The organism is Flavobacterium cryophilum, assembly GCF_048286555.1.
Lineage (GTDB): Bacteria > Bacteroidota > Bacteroidia > Flavobacteriales > Flavobacteriaceae > Flavobacterium.
Genome location: NZ_JBLVPZ010000001.1, coordinates 537,517 through 556,876, shown reverse-complemented (window position 1 = coordinate 556,876; position 19,360 = coordinate 537,517). Strand labels below are relative to the sequence as shown.

The 19,360-nt window shown below is 35.9% G+C and carries 11 protein-coding genes; 9 read left to right on the top strand and 2 right to left on the bottom strand.

Annotated elements, in window-relative coordinates; genetic code table 11:
- Positions 1 to 3,075, bottom strand: coding sequence for a SusC/RagA family TonB-linked outer membrane protein (locus ACNQGJ_RS02510; protein ID WP_417970390.1), 3,075 nt, complete (start codon positions 3,073 to 3,075; stop codon positions 1 to 3).
- Positions 3,076 to 3,763: 688 nt separating this feature from the next.
- Here ACNQGJ_RS02510 and ACNQGJ_RS02505 point away from each other — a divergent pair.
- The 3 genes from ACNQGJ_RS02505 to fsa all read left to right on the top strand — a co-directional run bounded on the left by ACNQGJ_RS02505 (position 3,764) and on the right by fsa (position 7,865).
- Entirely contained in the window at positions 3,764 to 4,762 is a 999-nt protein-coding gene (locus ACNQGJ_RS02505) for a GntR family transcriptional regulator (RefSeq protein ID WP_417970393.1), read from the top strand.
- 386 nt (positions 4,763 to 5,148) lie between these two features.
- Positions 5,149 to 7,188, top strand: coding sequence for a transketolase family protein (locus tag ACNQGJ_RS02500; protein WP_417970395.1), 2,040 nt, complete (start codon positions 5,149 to 5,151; stop codon positions 7,186 to 7,188).
- 20 nt (positions 7,189 to 7,208) lie between these two features.
- Positions 7,209 to 7,865 carry a fructose-6-phosphate aldolase gene (gene fsa / locus ACNQGJ_RS02495; RefSeq protein WP_417970397.1) on the top strand — a complete coding sequence of 219 codons (657 nt, stop codon included), beginning with the start codon at positions 7,209 to 7,211 and terminating at the stop codon, positions 7,863 to 7,865.
- Between the two features lie 187 nt (positions 7,866 to 8,052).
- Here the strand turns inward: fsa and ACNQGJ_RS02490 are convergent, their stop codons facing one another.
- Positions 8,053 to 8,742 (bottom strand): NUDIX hydrolase, encoded by a 690-nt coding sequence (locus ACNQGJ_RS02490; RefSeq protein ID WP_417970399.1) that lies wholly within the window; start codon positions 8,740 to 8,742, stop codon positions 8,053 to 8,055.
- 629 nt (positions 8,743 to 9,371) lie between these two features.
- On the opposite strand from ACNQGJ_RS02490, the gene ACNQGJ_RS02485 reads away from it, so the two are divergent.
- The 6 genes from ACNQGJ_RS02485 (at position 9,372) to ACNQGJ_RS02460 (ending at position 19,357) form a co-directional block, all read left to right on the top strand.
- Positions 9,372 to 12,416 (top strand): SusC/RagA family TonB-linked outer membrane protein, encoded by a 3,045-nt coding sequence (locus ACNQGJ_RS02485; RefSeq protein WP_417970401.1) that lies wholly within the window; start codon positions 9,372 to 9,374, stop codon positions 12,414 to 12,416.
- Positions 12,417 to 12,445: 29 nt separating this feature from the next.
- The gene (locus ACNQGJ_RS02480) at positions 12,446 to 14,008 is read left to right on the top strand and encodes a RagB/SusD family nutrient uptake outer membrane protein (protein ID WP_417970403.1); all 1,563 of its coding nucleotides are present in this window, start codon (positions 12,446 to 12,448) and stop codon (positions 14,006 to 14,008) included.
- Between the two features lie 85 nt (positions 14,009 to 14,093).
- Entirely contained in the window at positions 14,094 to 15,641 is a 1,548-nt protein-coding gene (locus ACNQGJ_RS02475; RefSeq protein WP_417970405.1) for an alpha-N-arabinofuranosidase, read from the top strand.
- A gap of 12 nt (positions 15,642 to 15,653) precedes the next feature.
- Positions 15,654 to 17,270: an arabinan endo-1,5-alpha-L-arabinosidase gene (locus tag ACNQGJ_RS02470; RefSeq protein WP_417970407.1), complete on the top strand. Its 1,617-nt coding sequence runs from the start codon at positions 15,654 to 15,656 to the stop codon at positions 17,268 to 17,270.
- Between the two features lie 92 nt (positions 17,271 to 17,362).
- Positions 17,363 to 18,358 carry a glycoside hydrolase family 43 protein gene (locus tag ACNQGJ_RS02465; RefSeq protein WP_417970409.1) on the top strand — a complete coding sequence of 332 codons (996 nt, stop codon included), beginning with the start codon at positions 17,363 to 17,365 and terminating at the stop codon, positions 18,356 to 18,358.
- A gap of 12 nt (positions 18,359 to 18,370) precedes the next feature.
- Positions 18,371 to 19,357, top strand: coding sequence for an arabinan endo-1,5-alpha-L-arabinosidase (locus tag ACNQGJ_RS02460; RefSeq protein WP_417970411.1), 987 nt, complete (start codon positions 18,371 to 18,373; stop codon positions 19,355 to 19,357).
- Positions 19,358 to 19,360: the final 3 nt, after the last annotated feature.

The following is a 19,360-nucleotide window of genomic DNA, read 5'->3' as shown; positions in this document are numbered from 1 at the left end:
TTAAAAGTTAAGTTGCATACCAAAAATAATAGTTTTGCTTAATGGATACGATTTATAATCTATTCCTCTACCTCCAAGTCCATTAGCCGAAACATCGGGATTGTATCCTGTATATTTAGTAGAAGTAAAAAGATTATCTCCTGCAACATAGAATCGACATCTGTCAATTGCTATTTTTTTACTTAAGTCATTAGGTAACGTATATCCTACTTGTATCGTTTTTATCCTCAGATAAGAACCATCTTCAAGGAAACGATCTGAATAATCAGCGCCATTATCATTTGGATCATCAATATTCAATCTTGGAAAATTAGAGTTTGGATTAAAAGTAAATGAATCTAAAGTTGAAGTAGCATAATTTGTATTTGCTTTTACTGTTGCTAAGTCCGTATTATTTCCATTATATATCTCATTACCTTGAACACCTTGAGCGGCAACGGTCAAATCAATTCCTTTCCAATCTGCTTGAATACGTAATCCATATTCAAAATCAGGAAAAGCACTCCCTCTAAATTGTCTGTCTTCAGCATCAATTTTTCCATCTCCGTTAAAATCAATATATCTTATGTCTCCTATTGCTGCTCTTGGTTGAATAGGACTTCCATTCACATTATGTGCATCCAGTTCTTGTTGTGATCTAAACAACCCATCTGTCTTAACAAGAAAAAAAGAATAAATAGGGTATCCAACTTTACTGTAAGTCACAGCTGATCCATGAAATGATCCACTAGAACCCGCAAGAATCTGACTTCCTGTGCTCAATCCTTCAACACGATTTTTTACACTTGAAATATTAGAATTTATAGAGAAATTAACTTCTCCTACTTTTTGATTAAGTGTCAAACCCATCTCAAAACCTTTATTTGAAACCTCACCGGCATTTGTATAAGGATCATTACTAGACCCCACTGACAAAGGAATTGGCACACGCAAAAGTAAATCTGATGTGTTTTTTTGAAAGTAATCGAAAGTATAATCTAATTTACCATTCCATAAACCTAAATCAAAACCAACATTGGCAGTCGTTGTTGATTCCCATTTTAATCCAATCGCAGGATATTCTGTTTGAATATTACCGATCCAAAGTGTATTTGGTTCTCCTGTACCATAACTTATTCCTGATGTAATTGATCCAAGGTATTGGTAATCTCCAATTTCTTGATTTCCTAATATACCATAACTTGTACGTAACTTGAATTCAGATACAGGCAAGTCTAGGTTTTTGAAAAAATCTTCTTTTCCTATTCCCCATGCTGCAGAAATTGACGGGAAATTTCCCCATTTGTTTTCTGGACTAAACCGAGAGGAACCATCACGTCTAAAAGTTGCCGTAAGGATGTATTTATTATCGTAAGAATATATCGCACGTCCAAGATAAGAAGTCAATTTACTTTCAGTAGCAAACCCAGAAATAGCTGGTTGTTCTGCACCAGCAAGAACAAATATACCATCTGGCATTCCTTGTACAGAACCTAAAATAGAACGAAAATTATTTTGATAAACAGTGTGTCCTGCTAATAAATTTACAGAATGTTTCCCGAATTTTTTTGAATAATTTAGAGTGTTTTCAATTTGAAAATATTGGTTTAAATCACTTCCCTCTGCTAACGTATTTTTTAAATTCTTGAAAAATCCACCCACTTCATAACGAGGCGTGTAGTTATAACTCTTATGCTCCGACAGTGTTACCCCAACATTTAATTTATATTTAAAGCCATCAAAGAAACTTGCTTCAGCGTAAGTATTAATCAATGCTTGGTAGTAATCATTTTTTACATCAAAAAGATTCAACGCTGCTACTGGATTAAAGATATCGGTAACCGCGCCTGATGCACCACCATATCCGCCTGTCGCATCCTCATTATAAATTGCAAATCCAGGAATCATAGATATAGCAGCTCCAAGAATATTTCTTCCTTGACCCGGTATGCCTGGCAAATCATTTCTTTTTTCTTTAGTCAACATTACTGTCTCTCCAATCTTAAAAATCCCTTTTTTATAGTCTGATTTAACCCTTAAGTTGATACGGTCATAATTAGTTTCTTTTATAACTCCTTCTTGGTTAAAGTAGCTTAATGACATATTATATTTTAAATTATCCGATCCTCCAGAGAGACCTAATGAATAATTTTGTGTTGGAGCATCTCTAAATATTTCATTTTGCCAATTAATTCCCGCACCAGGAACCTGTGGATTTAATCCTATGTCTAATGGTGTTTTTCCTGCTGCACTATATGCAGCATTACTTACTTTTGTCCATTGTTTATGATTTAATAAATCTAGTTTTTTAGTTACACTGGCAACACCATAAAAAGAATCAAAGGTAACTTTCATTTCTCCCCTCTTTCCGCTTTTTGTAGTGATCAAAATTACACCGTTTGCAGCTCTTGAACCATAAATTGCAGCTGCAGAAGCATCTTTCAAAACTTGAATTGATTCGATGTCACTTGGATTCAGGTTGTTCATTGATGCTACAGCAATATCATCAACTAATATTAAAGGATTATTATTGTTTAAGGATCCGGCACCTCTAATCTGAATTCTGGTTCCAGAACCAGGAGCGCCCCCTGCAGACTCTACCGTGACACCAGCAATTTTACCTTGTATTGCACTCCCTAAATTTGTATTACTTTGAGAATCTAATTGTGCAGCTTTTAATCCTGCAACGGCTCCAGTCAAGTCACTTTTTCTAACACTACCATATCCAATTACCACAACTTCATCTAATGTATTATTTTCTTCATTGAGTGTAACATTGATCACATTTCTACCTCCAATTGCTTCTTCCACTGTTACATATCCAATATAGGAGAAAACTAATGTAGCATTAGGATCAGATACATTTAATTTGTAATTCCCATCACTGTCAGTCATTGTTGCATTTGTCGTTCCTTTGACGACTACAGAAGCGCCAATAACAGTTTGGAATGTTTTTTGATCTACAATCGACCCTGTTATAATATTTTGACCCTGCAAACTAATACACGACGCCATAATGACTATTGCCAAAGTCAGTTTAGATGTTAAGAATGCTTTAATCCTTAATAACTGATTTACGGTCTTAACATTTTTCATAAATTCATGGTTTTAAAAAATTGGTTGGTTTATATTTTTTTTATTTGATTATACTTTTAAAAAAAAACAAAAGATTTATAGCTTTCCTTGTCAAAGACAAAATTGAAATTGAACTAAAAATCATTTTATTTGAAATTATTACTATTTATTGTTTAATTACAAATAAGTCTTTACACTGTATCAGATGCCATGTCGTTTCGATACCGATCGCGAATTTTTACTGTTGCATTGTACAACAATGCCACATAAAAATATTTTTGAAGATATAAGTCCAAATGTAATTTCCTTCGGTTATATTTTTTTTGAAAAAGCAATACAAATGATTGCTGTTGGTTTACACTTTATCAAAACGAAGTGCACTTTCTAAATAAAAAAATTTAATAGGTAAAATTTTAAAATTTAAAATCTTACCAACCGCTTTTCTAATTCACAATTACGTTTTCAGTAAAATAATGGCTGTGACAATCAATGTCCATTAATTCCATTTTAAGTAGCTAATTCCAAAAAACAAATACTCTTAGCATTAACCTCAAAATCGAACAATGTATTAAACATAATAGGTTTAAATTATTGTACATGTTTTTTTTAAATTAATTTTTTAAGAAATATTAAAACCAAAAATATAATAAAACTTTATTTTAACATACCGGTACCTACCAGTTTTTATATATTTGCAAAAAGCTTTTTCATGAAAATCATCAACATTCAAAATAATCAGGGTATCCCAAAATACAAACAAATTATTTTCTCCATAGAAAAAACGATTGAAAAAGGTCTTTTAATAAAAGAAAGCAAACTCCCCTCAATAAACAAAGTATGTCTTGAATTTTCACTATCTCGAGACACAGTTTTACAGGCTTATGAAGAGTTGAAAAAGAGAGGAATAATCTATGCTATTCTTGGTAAAGGATACTATGTAAAAAGCACTGAAGTAAGAATAAAACAAAGGATATTTTTACTTTTTGATGAGTTAAATATTTTCAAAGAAGACATTTACAATTCATTCCTGGAAACCATAGGAGGTGATGTTCAGGTTGATATTTTCTTCCATCACTTTAACATTCAAGTTTTCCAAAAACTAATAAATGACAGTAATGGAAACTACACAAAATACATTATCATGCCTACCAATTTAGTTAAGGCGGCATCAGTTATAAAAACCCTACCAGTTAATGATGTCTATATATTAGACCAAACCAATCCTGATCTAAAAGACTTCCCGGCAGTGTATCAAAATTTCGTAAAAGACATATATGACCGCTTGCAGGAAGGAAAATCCAGACTAAATAAATACGAAAAATTAATTATGATTTTTCCGGGGTTTCGAGAACCTTTGGGAATGAGAATTGGCTTCGAGAATTTTTGCAAAGACTTTGCTTTCGATTATGAAATCATCACCGAGTTTAAAAATCGAAAAATTAACAAAGGGGAAGTTTACATCATTCCAAGTGACAGGGATTTAGTGCGTGTAATTGAAAAATCAAAGCTTCAAAACTTAAATCTAGGCAGTGATTTTGGCATTATTTCCTATAATGAAACGCCTTTGAAAAAAGTAGTTGAAAACGGAATTACAACTATTTCAACGAATTTTGAAGCGATGGGAAAAATTTTGGCGCAGATGATTTTAAAGGGCACGAAAGAACAAACAGAAAACAAATGCACGTTAATAATTCGAAATTCGTTGTAGCAATTTAGTCACGGCATGATCTTATTATTTTAAAAAAAAATGAATATCATTTTTTATCAGCTAATAAAATATGATCCGTATTTAAAATAAGCAAGAAATAAAAATTATTTGTTTTGGTAAAAAAAATTTGTTTACATTTGTAAATGTAATTTATACACTTATTAATGTTTTTGTTATAATCGCTAAAGAACAAGTAGTTAATCACGTGCTACAGGTCCTAACGTACAAACATTTTATTTCACAACTGTGGTTTTGGCACTAGTATGAATATATTTTGTACGTTTTACTTTTTATAAAGAAAAAATAAAATTTGCTACAGATCAGATAAATTTTAGCCCATTAATATTAAAACAAATCGAAACTTACTTACTATTTATAATTTAAACATGAATAAAAAAATTGACAATTTAGCTGCTGACAATATTAGGGCTTTAGCCATTTCGATGGTAGAAAAAGCAAATTCAGGCCATCCTGGAGGCGCTATGGGAGGTGCTGATTTTTTGCACATTTTATATAGCGAGTACTTAAAATTTGACCCAACAGAAATGGATTGGTCATTCAGGGACCGTTTCTTTATGGATGCAGGACACCTATCTGCATTGATGTATTCCCAATACTATTTGTTAGGAAATTACAAAGAAGAAGATTTACAAAGCTTTAGACAATGGGGATCTACAACTCCAGGTCACCCGGAAGTAGCTGTACTAAGAGGAATAGAAAACACCTCAGGACCATTAGGACAAGGGCATACAATGGGTGTTGGTGCAGCTATCGCAGCTAAATTTCTAGATGCCAGATTCAACGGTATTTTCAATCATAAAATATACGGTTTCATTACCGACGGCGGTGTTCAGGAAGAAATTTCTCAAGGAGCGGGCAGAATTGCCGGACATTTAGGCTTGAACAATTTCATTATGTTTTATGATTCGAATGATGTACAGCTTTCGTCCATGACAGAGGAAGTAACTTCAGAAAATACGGCTATGAAGTACGAAGCTTGGGGCTGGAAAGTCATCACGATTGATGGACATGACCATGAACAAATTAGAAAAGCATTAAACGAAGCCAATGAAGAATTAGAAAAACCAACCTTAATAATTGGAAAAACCATTATGGGAAAAGGGTGTGTTACTGCCAATGGCGATACGTATGAAGGCGAATGTGAATTGCACGGAAAACCCATTGGTGACACTAAGGCTGATTATGTAAAAACCTTACTAAACCTTGGAGCAAATCCTGAAAATCCTTTTGCAATTTATGGCGATGTGGCAATGCATTATGATACAATAAAAGCCAAAAAATCTGAAGATGCTGCGCACAAAAAGTATCATGTAGCCACTTGGAAAAAAGAAAATCCAGAACTGGCTCAAAAAATGGATTTCTTTCTATCTGGAAAACTACCCGAACTAGATTTGAGTGCTGTAGTCCAAAAAGCAAATGCGGCAACAAGGGATGCTTCATCAGCAGTTCTAGCTTACCTGGCGGAACATTTGGAAAACATGATTGTTTCTTCGGCTGATTTATCCAACAGTGACAAGACCGATGGTTTTCTTAAAAAATCTTCTGTTTTACAAAAAAATGATTTTAGCGGTGCCTTTCTACAAGCCGGAGTGGCTGAATTGACCATGACTTCCATCGCTAACGGTATTGCCCTTCACGGAGGTGTTATCCCGGTAGTGGCGACTTTTTTCGTATTTTCGGATTATATGAAACCCGCGATTCGACTAGCCGCGATTCAGGAATTACCGGTAAAATATGTCTTGACACACGATTCTTTCCGGGTGGGCGAAGACGGACCTACACACCAACCTATTGAGCAGGAAGCACAAATGCGTTTGTTGGAAAAAATAAAAAATCATTCGGGGCATCAAAGTTTATTAGCGCTCCGCCCTGCTGATGCTATGGAAACTTCAGTTGCGTGGGATATGGCTTTGAAAAACACCACTACCCCAACGGCATTGATTCTTTCGAGACAAAACATCAAAGACATTCCTGCAACCGGAACATCAAGATACGAAGAAGCTACCGAATCCAAAAAAGGAGGTTATTTAGTAAAATCTACGCCAAATCCGGATATCACTTTAATCGCAAATGGATCAGAAGTAGCTACGCTTTTGGACGCGGCTATACTTTTAGAAAAAGAAAAAAATCTATCAATAAACGTTGCCTCGATTATATCCGAAGGATTATTCAAACAGCAATCAAAAACTTATCAGGAAAGCATTATCCCAAAAGGAAAATTAGTGTTCGGACTAACAGCAGGACTTCCTGTGAACTTGGAAGGCTTAATTGGCGACAGCGGAAAAATAGTGGGATTGGAGCATTTTGGATATTCTGCACCGGCCAGTGTTTTGGATCAAAAATTTGGATTTACCACCGAAAGCGTTTGCACAGCAATTTTAAAATACATTGAAGAAAATAAATAAACATTTAAATAAATAAAGAGATGAAATTTTTTATAGACACTGCAAATTTAAAAGACATAAAAGAAGCCAATGATTTAGGAATTCTAGACGGTGTAACCACAAATCCATCGCTAATGGCAAAAGAAGGAATCACCGGTGCAGACAATATTATCGCTCATTATGTAAAAATATGTGAACTGGTTGACGGTGATGTAAGTGCCGAAGTAATTTCGACAGACTTTGCCGGTATGGTTGCCGAAGGCGAGAAACTGGCGGCTTTGCATCCTCAAATCGTGGTGAAAATTCCAATGATTAAAGACGGAATAAAAGCGATAAAATACTTTTCAAATAAAGGAATTAGAACTAATTGTACATTGGTGTTTTCAGCAGGACAAGCATTACTCGCTGCCAAAGCCGGCGCTACTTATGTATCGCCATTCATAGGGAGATTAGATGATATTTCAACAGATGGAATGGCTTTAATAGCCGAAATTAAGTTGATTTATGATAATTATGGATATGAAACGCAAATTCTGGCAGCATCCGTTCGTCATGTAATGCACATTTTAAATTGTGCCAAAATTGGTGCCGATGTCATTACCGGACCTTTAAGCGCTATTGAGGGTTTGTTAAAACATCCGCTTACGGACAGTGGTTTAGCTACTTTCTTAGCCGATTATAATAAAGGAAACCTTTAGAATTTAAATTTTATTTGAGCTGCACTTTGTCACTTTAGGAGTAGTTCGCATATATAAAACTATTCTGAAATTCATTGAAATTGTAGTCAATCAAAGAAATGAAGAATAGTTTTTTTGACAATTGCTATAAAAAAAGGAAGCCTCAATTGTGAGACTTCCTTTTGTATTTAAGGTTTTGAAGAATGACTTACAAGTTTAAAACAAAATCATTCAAGAGTTTTGCATCGTATTTTTCTTTGTCAAAAGTATAAAGATACGACCCTTTTCTGGACGACATCATATCTTTCTCTTCAAGTTTTATCAAGATATCCAAGGAGTTAATTTTGCTGATAAAATTTCTTTTATCCAATTCTTTACTTAGAATCGCTTCGTACAATTCTAAAAGTTGACGCATGGTGAATTTTTCCGGTAAAAGTTCAAATCCAACAGGTTTGATAGACGTTCTATAACGCAATCTCCTTATGGCATGTCTTAACATCGTATCGTGGTCAAAAATTAATTTCGGAGCATTAGCAATGCTAAACCATTGTGCATGGTAATTTTTAATTAATTCTGCATTGTGGTTTTCAATATTAATCAATGCGAAATAAGCAACTGAAATAGTTCTTTCAACAGGATCACGGTCAATCTCGCTATAGGCATGCAACTGTTCCATATAAATTTCCTGAAGCCCCGTATAGGAATTTAATATTCTGATTGCAGCACTATCTAATACTTCATCTTTTTTTAGAAATCCACCTATTAAAGACCACTTGCCTTTTTCAGGTTCAAAATCTCTTTTAATCAAAAGTATTTTTAATCCTTCATTATCAAATCCAAAAATGATACAATCCACTGCCAGTAAAACTTTATCAGCAGAACTATAACTATTTAACATAATATCTTTTTACGGTAAATATATAAACTTCTCAGCTGGTTTCATAATTAATTAATGTTGATTTCACACTTAGTCCGTAACAGCTAAATAATCTGCTTTTTTTTAGTTAATAAAGCATCAAAGATGATTTCACAACTTTAATTTTTACAAGATGTGATTTTATTAATTGTTACAATCAAACTCCAAAACAGTAGCTCGAAAACGATTATCTATCTTCAATTTCAATCGATTGCGAAGTACGATAACCATTAAATGTAGTAGGAATTAATTTTTTTGTAAAAAACAATGTGGCAAAGTGAAGACTTTTTTTACAATATGAGGTTCATTGTTACCTTATAAGTGATGTGAAATTCAATTTTTTGGCTGTTTTGTAAAATTATTTTCATGGGCATTTTTTTGTAGAAATATTTATTTTTTCACATAAACTGTAAATTTTAAACAAATTACTTCTAAAAACAGAAGCTTTTTTTATAAAATCATAATTTTAAAACGTTGATTGTACACTTATTTTATCTGATGCATTTATTTTTACCATTTTTTTTACCATATTAATTTGTTTTTGTGCTTTTTTTTTAATTAAATTTACAAATGTAAAACACACACTTATGATTAACCTAAATAAAAACTGAATGAAAACCAACCACAGATTATTTTTTTATTGTAATTTTTTATTACCAAAAAAAGAATGGCTTCTAGTAATAGTAGTTATTTTAATGGCGACTATCAATACTTCCGCTCAAAACACTCAAACTGTTAGCGGAATTGTTACCTCCGCAAAAGACAAAATGCCTTCGCCCGGCGTAAATATTTTAATAAAAGGAACTTCCACCGTAACGACAACTGATCTTGATGGGCAATACTCTATACAAGCGGCGCCTAGTGATATTCTTATCTTTTCCTATATAAGTTATGTAAGTCAAGAAATTACAGTTGGTACTAAAACACAAATTAACATCGCGCTAAGAGACGATCTTACGGCGCTTGATGAAGTTGTTGTCATTGGATACGGGACACAAAGGAAGTCAGATCTTTCTGGATCAGTTGGCGTTGTCAATATAGAAGCTGCTAAAAAAACGGTAACCTATGACGCTGCAAAAATGCTTCAGGGACAAGTTGTAGGCGTAACGGTACAATCCTCTGGCGAACCGGGCGGATTTGTAAATGTAAAAATTAGAGGTCTTAACTCGTTTAGCAATAACAATCCTCTTTTTGTAATAGACGGAATGATTGTAGACTCGCCGTTTGATTTTGCGCCGGGAGATATCGAATCGATGCAAGTATTGAAAGACGCCTCTTCGGCTGCTATTTACGGAGTTCGTGGTGCTAATGGTGTTGTAATTATTACTACCAAAAAAGGGAAAGCGGGAAAATTGAACATTAAATATAAATCTCTTGTTGGTTTTCAAAACGTAGCGAGACAATGGTCTTTAACCGATAGAGTAGGCTATCAAAACATAACCAGTGCAGCAGAATTGAATGCTGGATTAAGCATTGCTCCAGGAAATGATCCTACTAATAGCAATTATATCAGTACTGTAAATACCGATTGGCAAAATGCCGCTTATGAAACTGGGATTATAGAAAATCACTCGTTAGCGTTCAATGGTGGTACGGAAGATTTAGCCTATAACATGAACATGGATTATTTTAAAAACAGCAGCTATATCAAATCCCCTCAAGATTACGAAAGGCTATCTATGAATTTGAATTTGAACGGAAAAAAAGGAAATTTTAAATACGGCACCAAAATAGGATTCACACAATCAGATAAAGAAAATTTTAACAGTTATGTAGGAGAATCAGCGATTGCTGCTTTGTTAGGTGCTATTCCAACAATGCCGGTATACGATCCAAATAGATTAGGCGGATACGGCGGTACTGATAATTTAACGCAAAGAGCAATATCACTCAACGTTATCGGGTTTAATAATTTAATTTCGAACAACGGAAAAAGAAATCGTTTTATTGGCAATATTTGGGGAGAATATGAAATTGTAAAAGGATTAAAATATAAATTAGACGCGAGTTTTGACCGTTTAGATTATCAAAACAGGAAATTTGTTCCGCAAAGTGATTTAGGATGGTATTATATTACCACAAAAGAAGAAGCTTCTCTAGATGTTTCAACTGGAAACGAAACTAAAACCTTTCTTAACAACCTACTAACCTACTCATTAGACATCAATAAACATAAATTTGATGTTTTAGGCGGTTGGGTACAAGAAAGAAAAGACTTTTACAACCACTGGTCAAGAGGTGTAGGATATGATTTTGGTGAAATTAGCAAATTGCAATATGCTGATGATAACAGTACGGGCGAGTCTGAAGCTACAATTACAGGTACTTCGTACATTAGCCGTATTAATTATTCTTTTGATGATCGCTATTTGTTTCAAGCTAACTTTAGACAAGACAAATCGTCTCTATTCAGTGAAAATTATAACGCTACCAATGCGTACTCTTTTTCAGGAGCTTGGAAATTGAGCAACGAAAAATTCATCCACTTGCCTGAATGGGTGAACACAATCAAACTTAGAGCTAGTTATGGTAAATTAGGGAATAACACAATTCCAGCCTATTTTTTCGCTACAACTATAAACAGTTTTGCAGGTTACAATTTTAACAATGAATTGGCTCCGGGCACAACTGTTGTCGCTGCTTTAGATCCAAATGTGCGATGGGAAGATAATAAAACAACCGATGTTGCCATTGAGCTTGGATTGTTTAATAATGCTTTACAATTTACAGCAGAGTATTTTGTAAAAAACTCTTCTAATTTATTAGTAGGTGTTCCATTGCCATTTTCTACAGGTGCTTTCCCAGCAAGTATTACAACAAATGCTGGTGCAATGAGAAATAAAGGATTGGAATTTTCTGCATCCTACAACAACAATAACAATGCGTTCAAATACAGTATATCTGCTAATTTAGGAACATTGGAAAATGAGGTATTGCAAATTGGTATCAACGGAAATCCAATCTACGGCGCAGCGTCTAAAACAGAAGTTGGCCGATCCATGGGTGAAATTTTCGCATACGAAACGGATGGAATTTTCCAAAATGCGGCTGAAATTGCTGCTGCTCCAACACAAACCAATGCTGGAATTGGAGATATTAAATTCAAAGATATCAATGGAGACGGAATGATTAGTGATCTTGACAGAACCTTTCAAGGGGTTACGATTCCAAAATACAGTTATGGTATAAACTTTAACGGTTCTTACAAAAACTGGGATATCTCTATGTTTTGGCAAGGAAGTGGCGGAAACAAAGTTTTCAATAGCATATACCGAAATTTGATGGCTGGACAATATGGCAACCACAGCACTGATATGCTTAATTACTGGACGCCTACAAATACAAATACTGACATACCCCGTCCCATTATTGGAGATCCTAATGCCAACGGAAGAGATTCTAACCGATTCATCGAAAATGGAGATTACATAAAATTGCAAACGATGGAAATTGGATATGAAATTCCACTTGCCGCTACAAGTTTTATTCAAAAAGCAAAATTGTTTGTAAACGGACAAAATCTATTGATTATCAGTAAATATAGAGGAAGCGATCCTGATTTTAATAGTAACGACGGATCATTCTCAAGAGGATATGACGGAGGTTCTTTCCCGAATCCAAGAACTATTTCTTTAGGCCTTGAAGTCAATTTTTAAAATTAGCAAACCAATTAAAACGAATCCAAATGAAATATAAAATATTTAATTATCTAGCAGGTTTCTTGTCACTGGCAGTGGTAACAACAAGTTGTGTCAACGATGAAGACTTAATTCAACTCGACCCTAATAATGACGCCGCAGATTCATTCTGGAAAACAGATGAAGATGCAATAAAAGGGGTGAACGCAGCTTATGGAAGCTTACTAACTGATGGTTCTTATATGCGAAGTACTCCATTGTTACTGGACTTAAAAGGAGATGACACCAGAAGTAACAGTCCGTGGGGCTCTATGTACAATGTGGGCCGTTTTAACTCGAATGTGTCAGACGCAGCAATTTATGGTTGGGCTTATGAAACCTACTATCAAGGTGTTTACCGTGCCAATCAAGTGCTTACTAATGTGCCTAAGATAAACACAACAGATACCGCACTTAAAAACAGAATTCTTGGTCAGGCACATTTTTTAAGAGGATTGTATTTATTTCATGCTGTCAACATGTTTCAAAATGTGCCGCTACCAATTGAAATCGCCGCTTTCTACCCGCAAAAAACAAACCAAGAAGGTTGGGCACAAGTCATTGCTGATTTCAAAGCTGCCGCAGAATTGCTTCCGACATCATACGATAACATTTCTGGTTTAGATGCCGGTCAAAAAGGGCGTGCCACTAAAGGCGCAGCTTTAGGTTATTTAGGAAAAGCATACTTGTTTACCAAAGATTTTCCTAATGCAAAAATCGCATTCAAACAAGTGATCGATTTAGGCGTTTATTCTTTAGTTGCTAATTACCGTAATAATTTTACTGACACTAACGAAAACAATTCAGAATCTTTGTTTGAAGTACAATTCAGTAGAGATGCAGGTGGAGTGGATTTAGGTTGGGGTGGTGCTCCGGCTTCTGGATGGGGAAAAACATCTGCAAGAGCAATCACTTATGGACCTAGAGCTTTTGGATGGACTGACGTACAGCCAACAAGGACGTTGTTTAATGAATTTCATAATGAATTGACAACTTTGGGCGCAGTAGATCCACGTTTAGACGCCACTATGTTCTATAACAAACCAGGTGGAATGAAACTTTACGGACAAAATTTTGCTACTTTTTACGCTGCTAACCCAGGAGATTTGAATGATTTATTTTGTAGAAAATACCAAAATTCTGATGGGAATTATGCAAACGAATACGACTGGCGTTCTGGTATAAACGAACGTTTGTTGAGATATGCTGATGTATTGTTAATGTATGCGGAATGTTTGAATGAAACAGGTGATACGGCGGGTGCTTACACTTATATTCAAATGGTGAGAAGCAGAGTTGGTTTACCTAATTTAGCTACAGCAAAACCAGGACTAAGTCAAGCAGCAATGAGAGAGCAAATTGGACATGAGAGATTTCTGGAATTTCCATTGGAAGGACATCGTTTTGATGATATTCGTCGTTGGGGATGGTTACAAGATCCCGCAAAATTAGCTTGGCTGAAAACAAGAGATGTTGAATTCAACTCCTATGCCCCAGGAAGAGAATTTTTCCCAATACCACAATTGGAAATGGATAACAATCCTGGAACAATTCAAAACAGCGGTTATTAATATTTATTCGATTTAGTTAGAATTTTAATGTCATGTGGCACGCTTAACAAAAGCGTACCACATGATTTTATAACTTAAAAACAACATGAAAAAAGCCCTATTAATCTTATTTATTTTTACATTCTGTAGTCAAGTAATCAGTGCACAAAAAGAAGCAACAGTATTGATCCTCAAAAATGATGAAAGTGCACCTATAATCAACAAAAACATTTATGGTCATTTTGCGGAGCATTTAGGCCGATCAATTTATAACGGCTTTTTTGTGGGTGACACTTCGAAAATACCCAATACTAATGGCGTTCGAAACGACGTGATTGCAGCTTTAAAAACTTTAAAAATACCAAACCTGAGGTGGCCCGGAGGATGTTTTGCTGATACATACCATTGGAAGGATGGCATTGGACCAAAAGAAAACAGGCCTACCATTGTAAACCAATGGTGGGGCGGTGTTACCGAAGACAATAGTTTTGGGACCCACGATTTTTTAAACTTATGCGAACTCCTAGAAACAGAACCGTATTTAGCAGGAAATATGGGAAGTGGAACGGTGCAGGAATTGGCAGATTGGGTACAATATGTAAATTTTGGAGGCAAAAGTCCAATGAGCGATTTGCGTATTAAAAATGGAAGAAAAGAACCATGGAAAGTAAAAATGTGGGGAGTTGGTAATGAAGCTTGGGGATGTGGTGGAAATATGACAGCTGATTATTATTCAGGGGAATATCGCAAATATGCCACCTTTATGTCAGATTGGGAAAACAAGGGCGGTATGATGCGCATCGCTTCCGGAGCCAACAGTGGGGATTACAATTGGACTGAAACCTTAATGAAAAACATTCCAGGTAATATGCTTGGTGGAGTAGCATTACATCATTATTCCGTGATTGATTGGGCGAAAAAAGGAGATGCTGTCGATTTTACCGAAGACCTATATTTCAAAACAATGCAGCAAGCCTTAAAAATGGAGGAACTCGTTACCAGACATTCCGCTATTATGGACAAATATGATCCAAATAAAAAAATTGCTTTGGTTGTAGATGAATGGGGAGGTTGGTATGATGTAGAAAAAGGGTCTAATCCAGGGTTTTTATACCAACAAAATACGATGAGAGATGCTGTTTTGGCGGGCGCAACCCTCGATATTTTTAACAATCATGCTGAAAGAGTTCGCATCGCAAATCTAGCACAATGTGTAAACGTATTGCAAGCTGTTATTCTTACTGATAAAACTAAAATGCTTTTAACGCCAACCTATCACGTAATGCAGATGTACAGTGTACATCAAGACGCAAAATTATTGCCCATTGCTATAAAATCTCCCTTGTACACACATAATGGGGAATCACTTCCTGCCTTATCCGCTTCGGCATCTAAAGATAAAAACGGAATGATTCATATTTCATTAGTAAATATCGATGCCAAAAAAGAACATAAAATAGAAATCGACATGCAGGAACTTGGAATTAAAAATGTTAACGGAACTATTTTGGCTTCGCCAAAATTACAAGACCACAACACATTTGATAATCCTTCAAAAATCAAACCTGCAGTTTTCAAAGGCTTTGAAACAAAAAAGGGTAAACTGGAAATCACAATCCCTGCATTTTCTGTAGTGGTTTTAGAAACCAAATAAAAAAACATAATAATGAAAAATTCAAAATTCCTTTCAAGAGTAGTTTTGTATCTGATGCCATTTTTAATAGTTGCTTCCATAAGCGGTTGTTCTAGCGATGATCCGGCTGCAGATCCAACACCAACGCCGACTCCTGTCCCTACGCCAACACCGACTAGCTTTGCCGGTCCAACGTATTTAGACAACTACACCTCTATTTCCTCTTGGAATAGTCGTTCGCAATGGAATTTGGCTAACGTGCATGATCCTTCAGTTGAAAAGTGTGGCGAATATTATTATATGTATCAAACCGATGCCTCTTATGGTGGTGCCGCAGATGGGCACGGACATTTCCCTTACCGACGTTCGAAAGATTTGATTACTTGGGAATACATGGGTGCTGCAATGACACAAGCTCCAGCTTGGGTAAAAGATTCTTTAAACAACAAAAGAGCCCGCATGGTTCCCGCTTTACCCGCTATTACAAATCCACGTTATGGGTATTGGGCGCCTTACATCAAAAAAGTAGGCAGCAAATACCGAATGTATTACAGTATAGTGGTAGATGAACCAATTGTAGGCGCTGACTTCACCTATTCATGGTCAGAAAGAGCCTTCATTGGTCTTGCAGAATCAGATGATTTAGCTACCAATGTGTGGGTAGATAAAGGAATGGTCGTTTGCTCTGAGCCTGATGGCGTAAAACCGTATTCTTTTACAGGTACCAGAAATTGGGAAAATGCGTATTTTCAATTCAATGCCATCGACCCTACTTTTACCATTACTCCACAAGGAGAACACTATTTAATCTACGGCTCTTGGCATTCTGGTATTGCGGCTTTAAAATTAAATCCCTCAACCGGAAAACCGGATCAATTAAAAACATTGAGCGATTATGGAACGCGCATCGCCACTCGCAATAGAACGAGTCGTTGGCAAGCGTCAGAAGGACCAGAGATTATATACAACGAAAACACGGGTTACTACTACTTATTTTTGGCTTACGACGGACTTGATGTACCTTACAATACTCGTGTTGCCCGTTCCAAAAATATTATGGGACCTTACCTGGGAATCAATGGAGCCGATGTTACTAATGGAGCCGAAGCTTGGCCAATGCTAACACATCCTTATTCCTTCAACAATCATACGGGATGGGTTGGGTTTTCACATTGTTCTATATTTCAAAATCCAGAAACCAAAGAATGGTTTTATGCCTCACAAGCTCGTTTACCAGAGGGAGTACCCGGAATTAATGCGTCTAATGCAGTCATGATGGGTCACGTTCGAGAAATTCAATGGACCGAAGACGGTTGGCCAGTAGTAGCTCCAGAGCGCTATGCTGGAGTACCGAAAACCAACATTACCGAAGCTTCTTTTATAGGAACTTGGGAACAAATCACAATGAATTACCAATACAAAGTCATTCAAAAATCAGCAACTATATACTTAACCGCCGACAAAAAAGTAAGTGGTGGCGCTACAGGAAGCTGGTCGTATGACAGCACTAATAAAACACTAACTGTCAACGGCGTAAAATGTAAAGTAAGCGATGCTTGGGATTGGGAAAGAGCCACCAGAAAAGTCACCATCACCTATTCAGGATTTACAACAGCTGGAGTACCTATTTGGGGTAAAAAAATTGATTAATAAATAGTAGACTGATGCCTTTTTTAATAATCTAGAAAGGCATCAGTTACCAATAGAACACCCTTTTCATTCTTTTACAGAAAAAAATCAAAATGAAAAATACAATTACAACCTTATTGCTTCTGGCACTTATTTCATCTTGCAAAACGATAAAAACAGATCGTGTTACGGCTTCCGCCAAGGATGGAAATCAGAGTCAATCCATGCAAATCAACAATCCGATCATCAAAGATAAATACACCGGCGATCCTGCAGCTTTGGCTTACAAAGACAAAGTCTACCTCTATGCCGGTCATGATGAAGCACCAAATGATTTCAATTTTTATAAAATGAATCAATGGCTGGTGTATTCTTCATCGGATATGGTGAAATGGCAAGAACATCCAGTACCGCTAAAAGTAACCGATTTTGCTTGGGCAAAATCCGATGCTTGGGCGGCTCAGGTCATTGAACGGAACGGAAAATTCTATTGGTATGTTACCGTTGAACACGGAACTATTCCAGGAAAATCAATTGGAGTGGCCGTTTCTGACAGTCCAACAGGTCCTTTTAAAGACGCCTTAGGAAAAGCCATTATTACTAATGATATGACCACCAAAACCAGTATTAGTTGGGACGATATTGACCCAACTGTTATGATAGACGATGATGGGCAAGCTTATTTATTCTGGGGAAATACCGTTTGTCATTATGCCAAATTAAAAGCAAACATGGTTGAACTTGACGGTCCAATTCAAACCATAACTTTACCAAATTTTACCGAAGCACCTTGGATTCATAAAAAAAACGATTGGTATTATTTGTCGTATGCCTATCAGTTTCCTGAAAAAATCGCTTATGCTATGAGTAAATCCATCAACGGACCTTGGGAATATAAAGGAATTCTAAATGAAATTGCGGGAAATTCGAATACCAACCATCAATCGATTATTGAGTTCAAAGGAAAAGATTATTTCATTTATCACAATGGTGCAACTCAACCCAACGGTGGCAGTTTCAGAAGATCTGTTTGTGTCGACCGTTTATATTACAATGAAGATGGAACACTGAAACGCGTAATTATGACTACAGAAGGCATTCAAAAATAAAAAAAATTAAGCATGAAATTATATCAAAAAATACAACCGTTACTTCTCTTACTAATCATGACCGCCTCCGCTTGGGCACAAGAAATTTCTGTCCACGACCCAGTGATGATCAAGCAAAAAGACACCTATTATTTATACTGTACAGGAAAAGGAATCAGTGTTTTTAGTTCCAAAGATTTAAAAAACTGGAAACCGGAACCCGCTATTTTCAAAGAAAAGCCAGTTTGGGTTGACGCTGTTGTGCCTAATTTTGAAAACCACATTTGGGCACCAGATATTTCATTCCACAACAACATTTATTATTTGTATTACTCGGTTTCCGCTTTCGCAAAAAATACCTCGGCTATAGCATTAGCAACCAATACCACTTTAGACCCAAAAAACCCAGCATATAAATGGGTCGATCACGGAATTGTAATCCAATCCGTTCCAAATCGTGATTTATGGAATGCCATAGATCCCAATTTGACTTTGGATGAAAATAACACGCCTTGGTTGGCTTTTGGTTCTTTTTGGAATGGTTTGAAAATGGTAAAATTAAATCCCGATTTAAAATCAGTCGCACAACCTGAAGAATGGTTCACGATTTCAAAACGCAAAAGAACCTTCGAATTAGCAGATACTGATCCCGGAGATGGCGCACTCGAAGCTCCATTTATTTTCAAAAAGAACGGTTATTATTATCAGTTCCTATCTTGGGATTTGTGTTGTCGAGGTGAGAAAAGCACCTACAAAGTAGTCGTGGGAAGATCAAAAAATATCACCGGACCTTATGTAGATAAAGACGGAAAATCGCTAAACGATGGTGGCGGAACGCTATTGATTCAAGGAAACGAAAACTATTACGGAGCAGGCCACAACAGCGCTTATACTTTTGACGGGAAAGATTATATCATTTTTCATGCCTATGATTCCAAGCAAAAAGGAAAACCTGTTTTAAAAATAAAAGAGATGCAATGGGATGCTGCTTTCTGGCCTGTTGTAGCACCACTGAATTAAAAA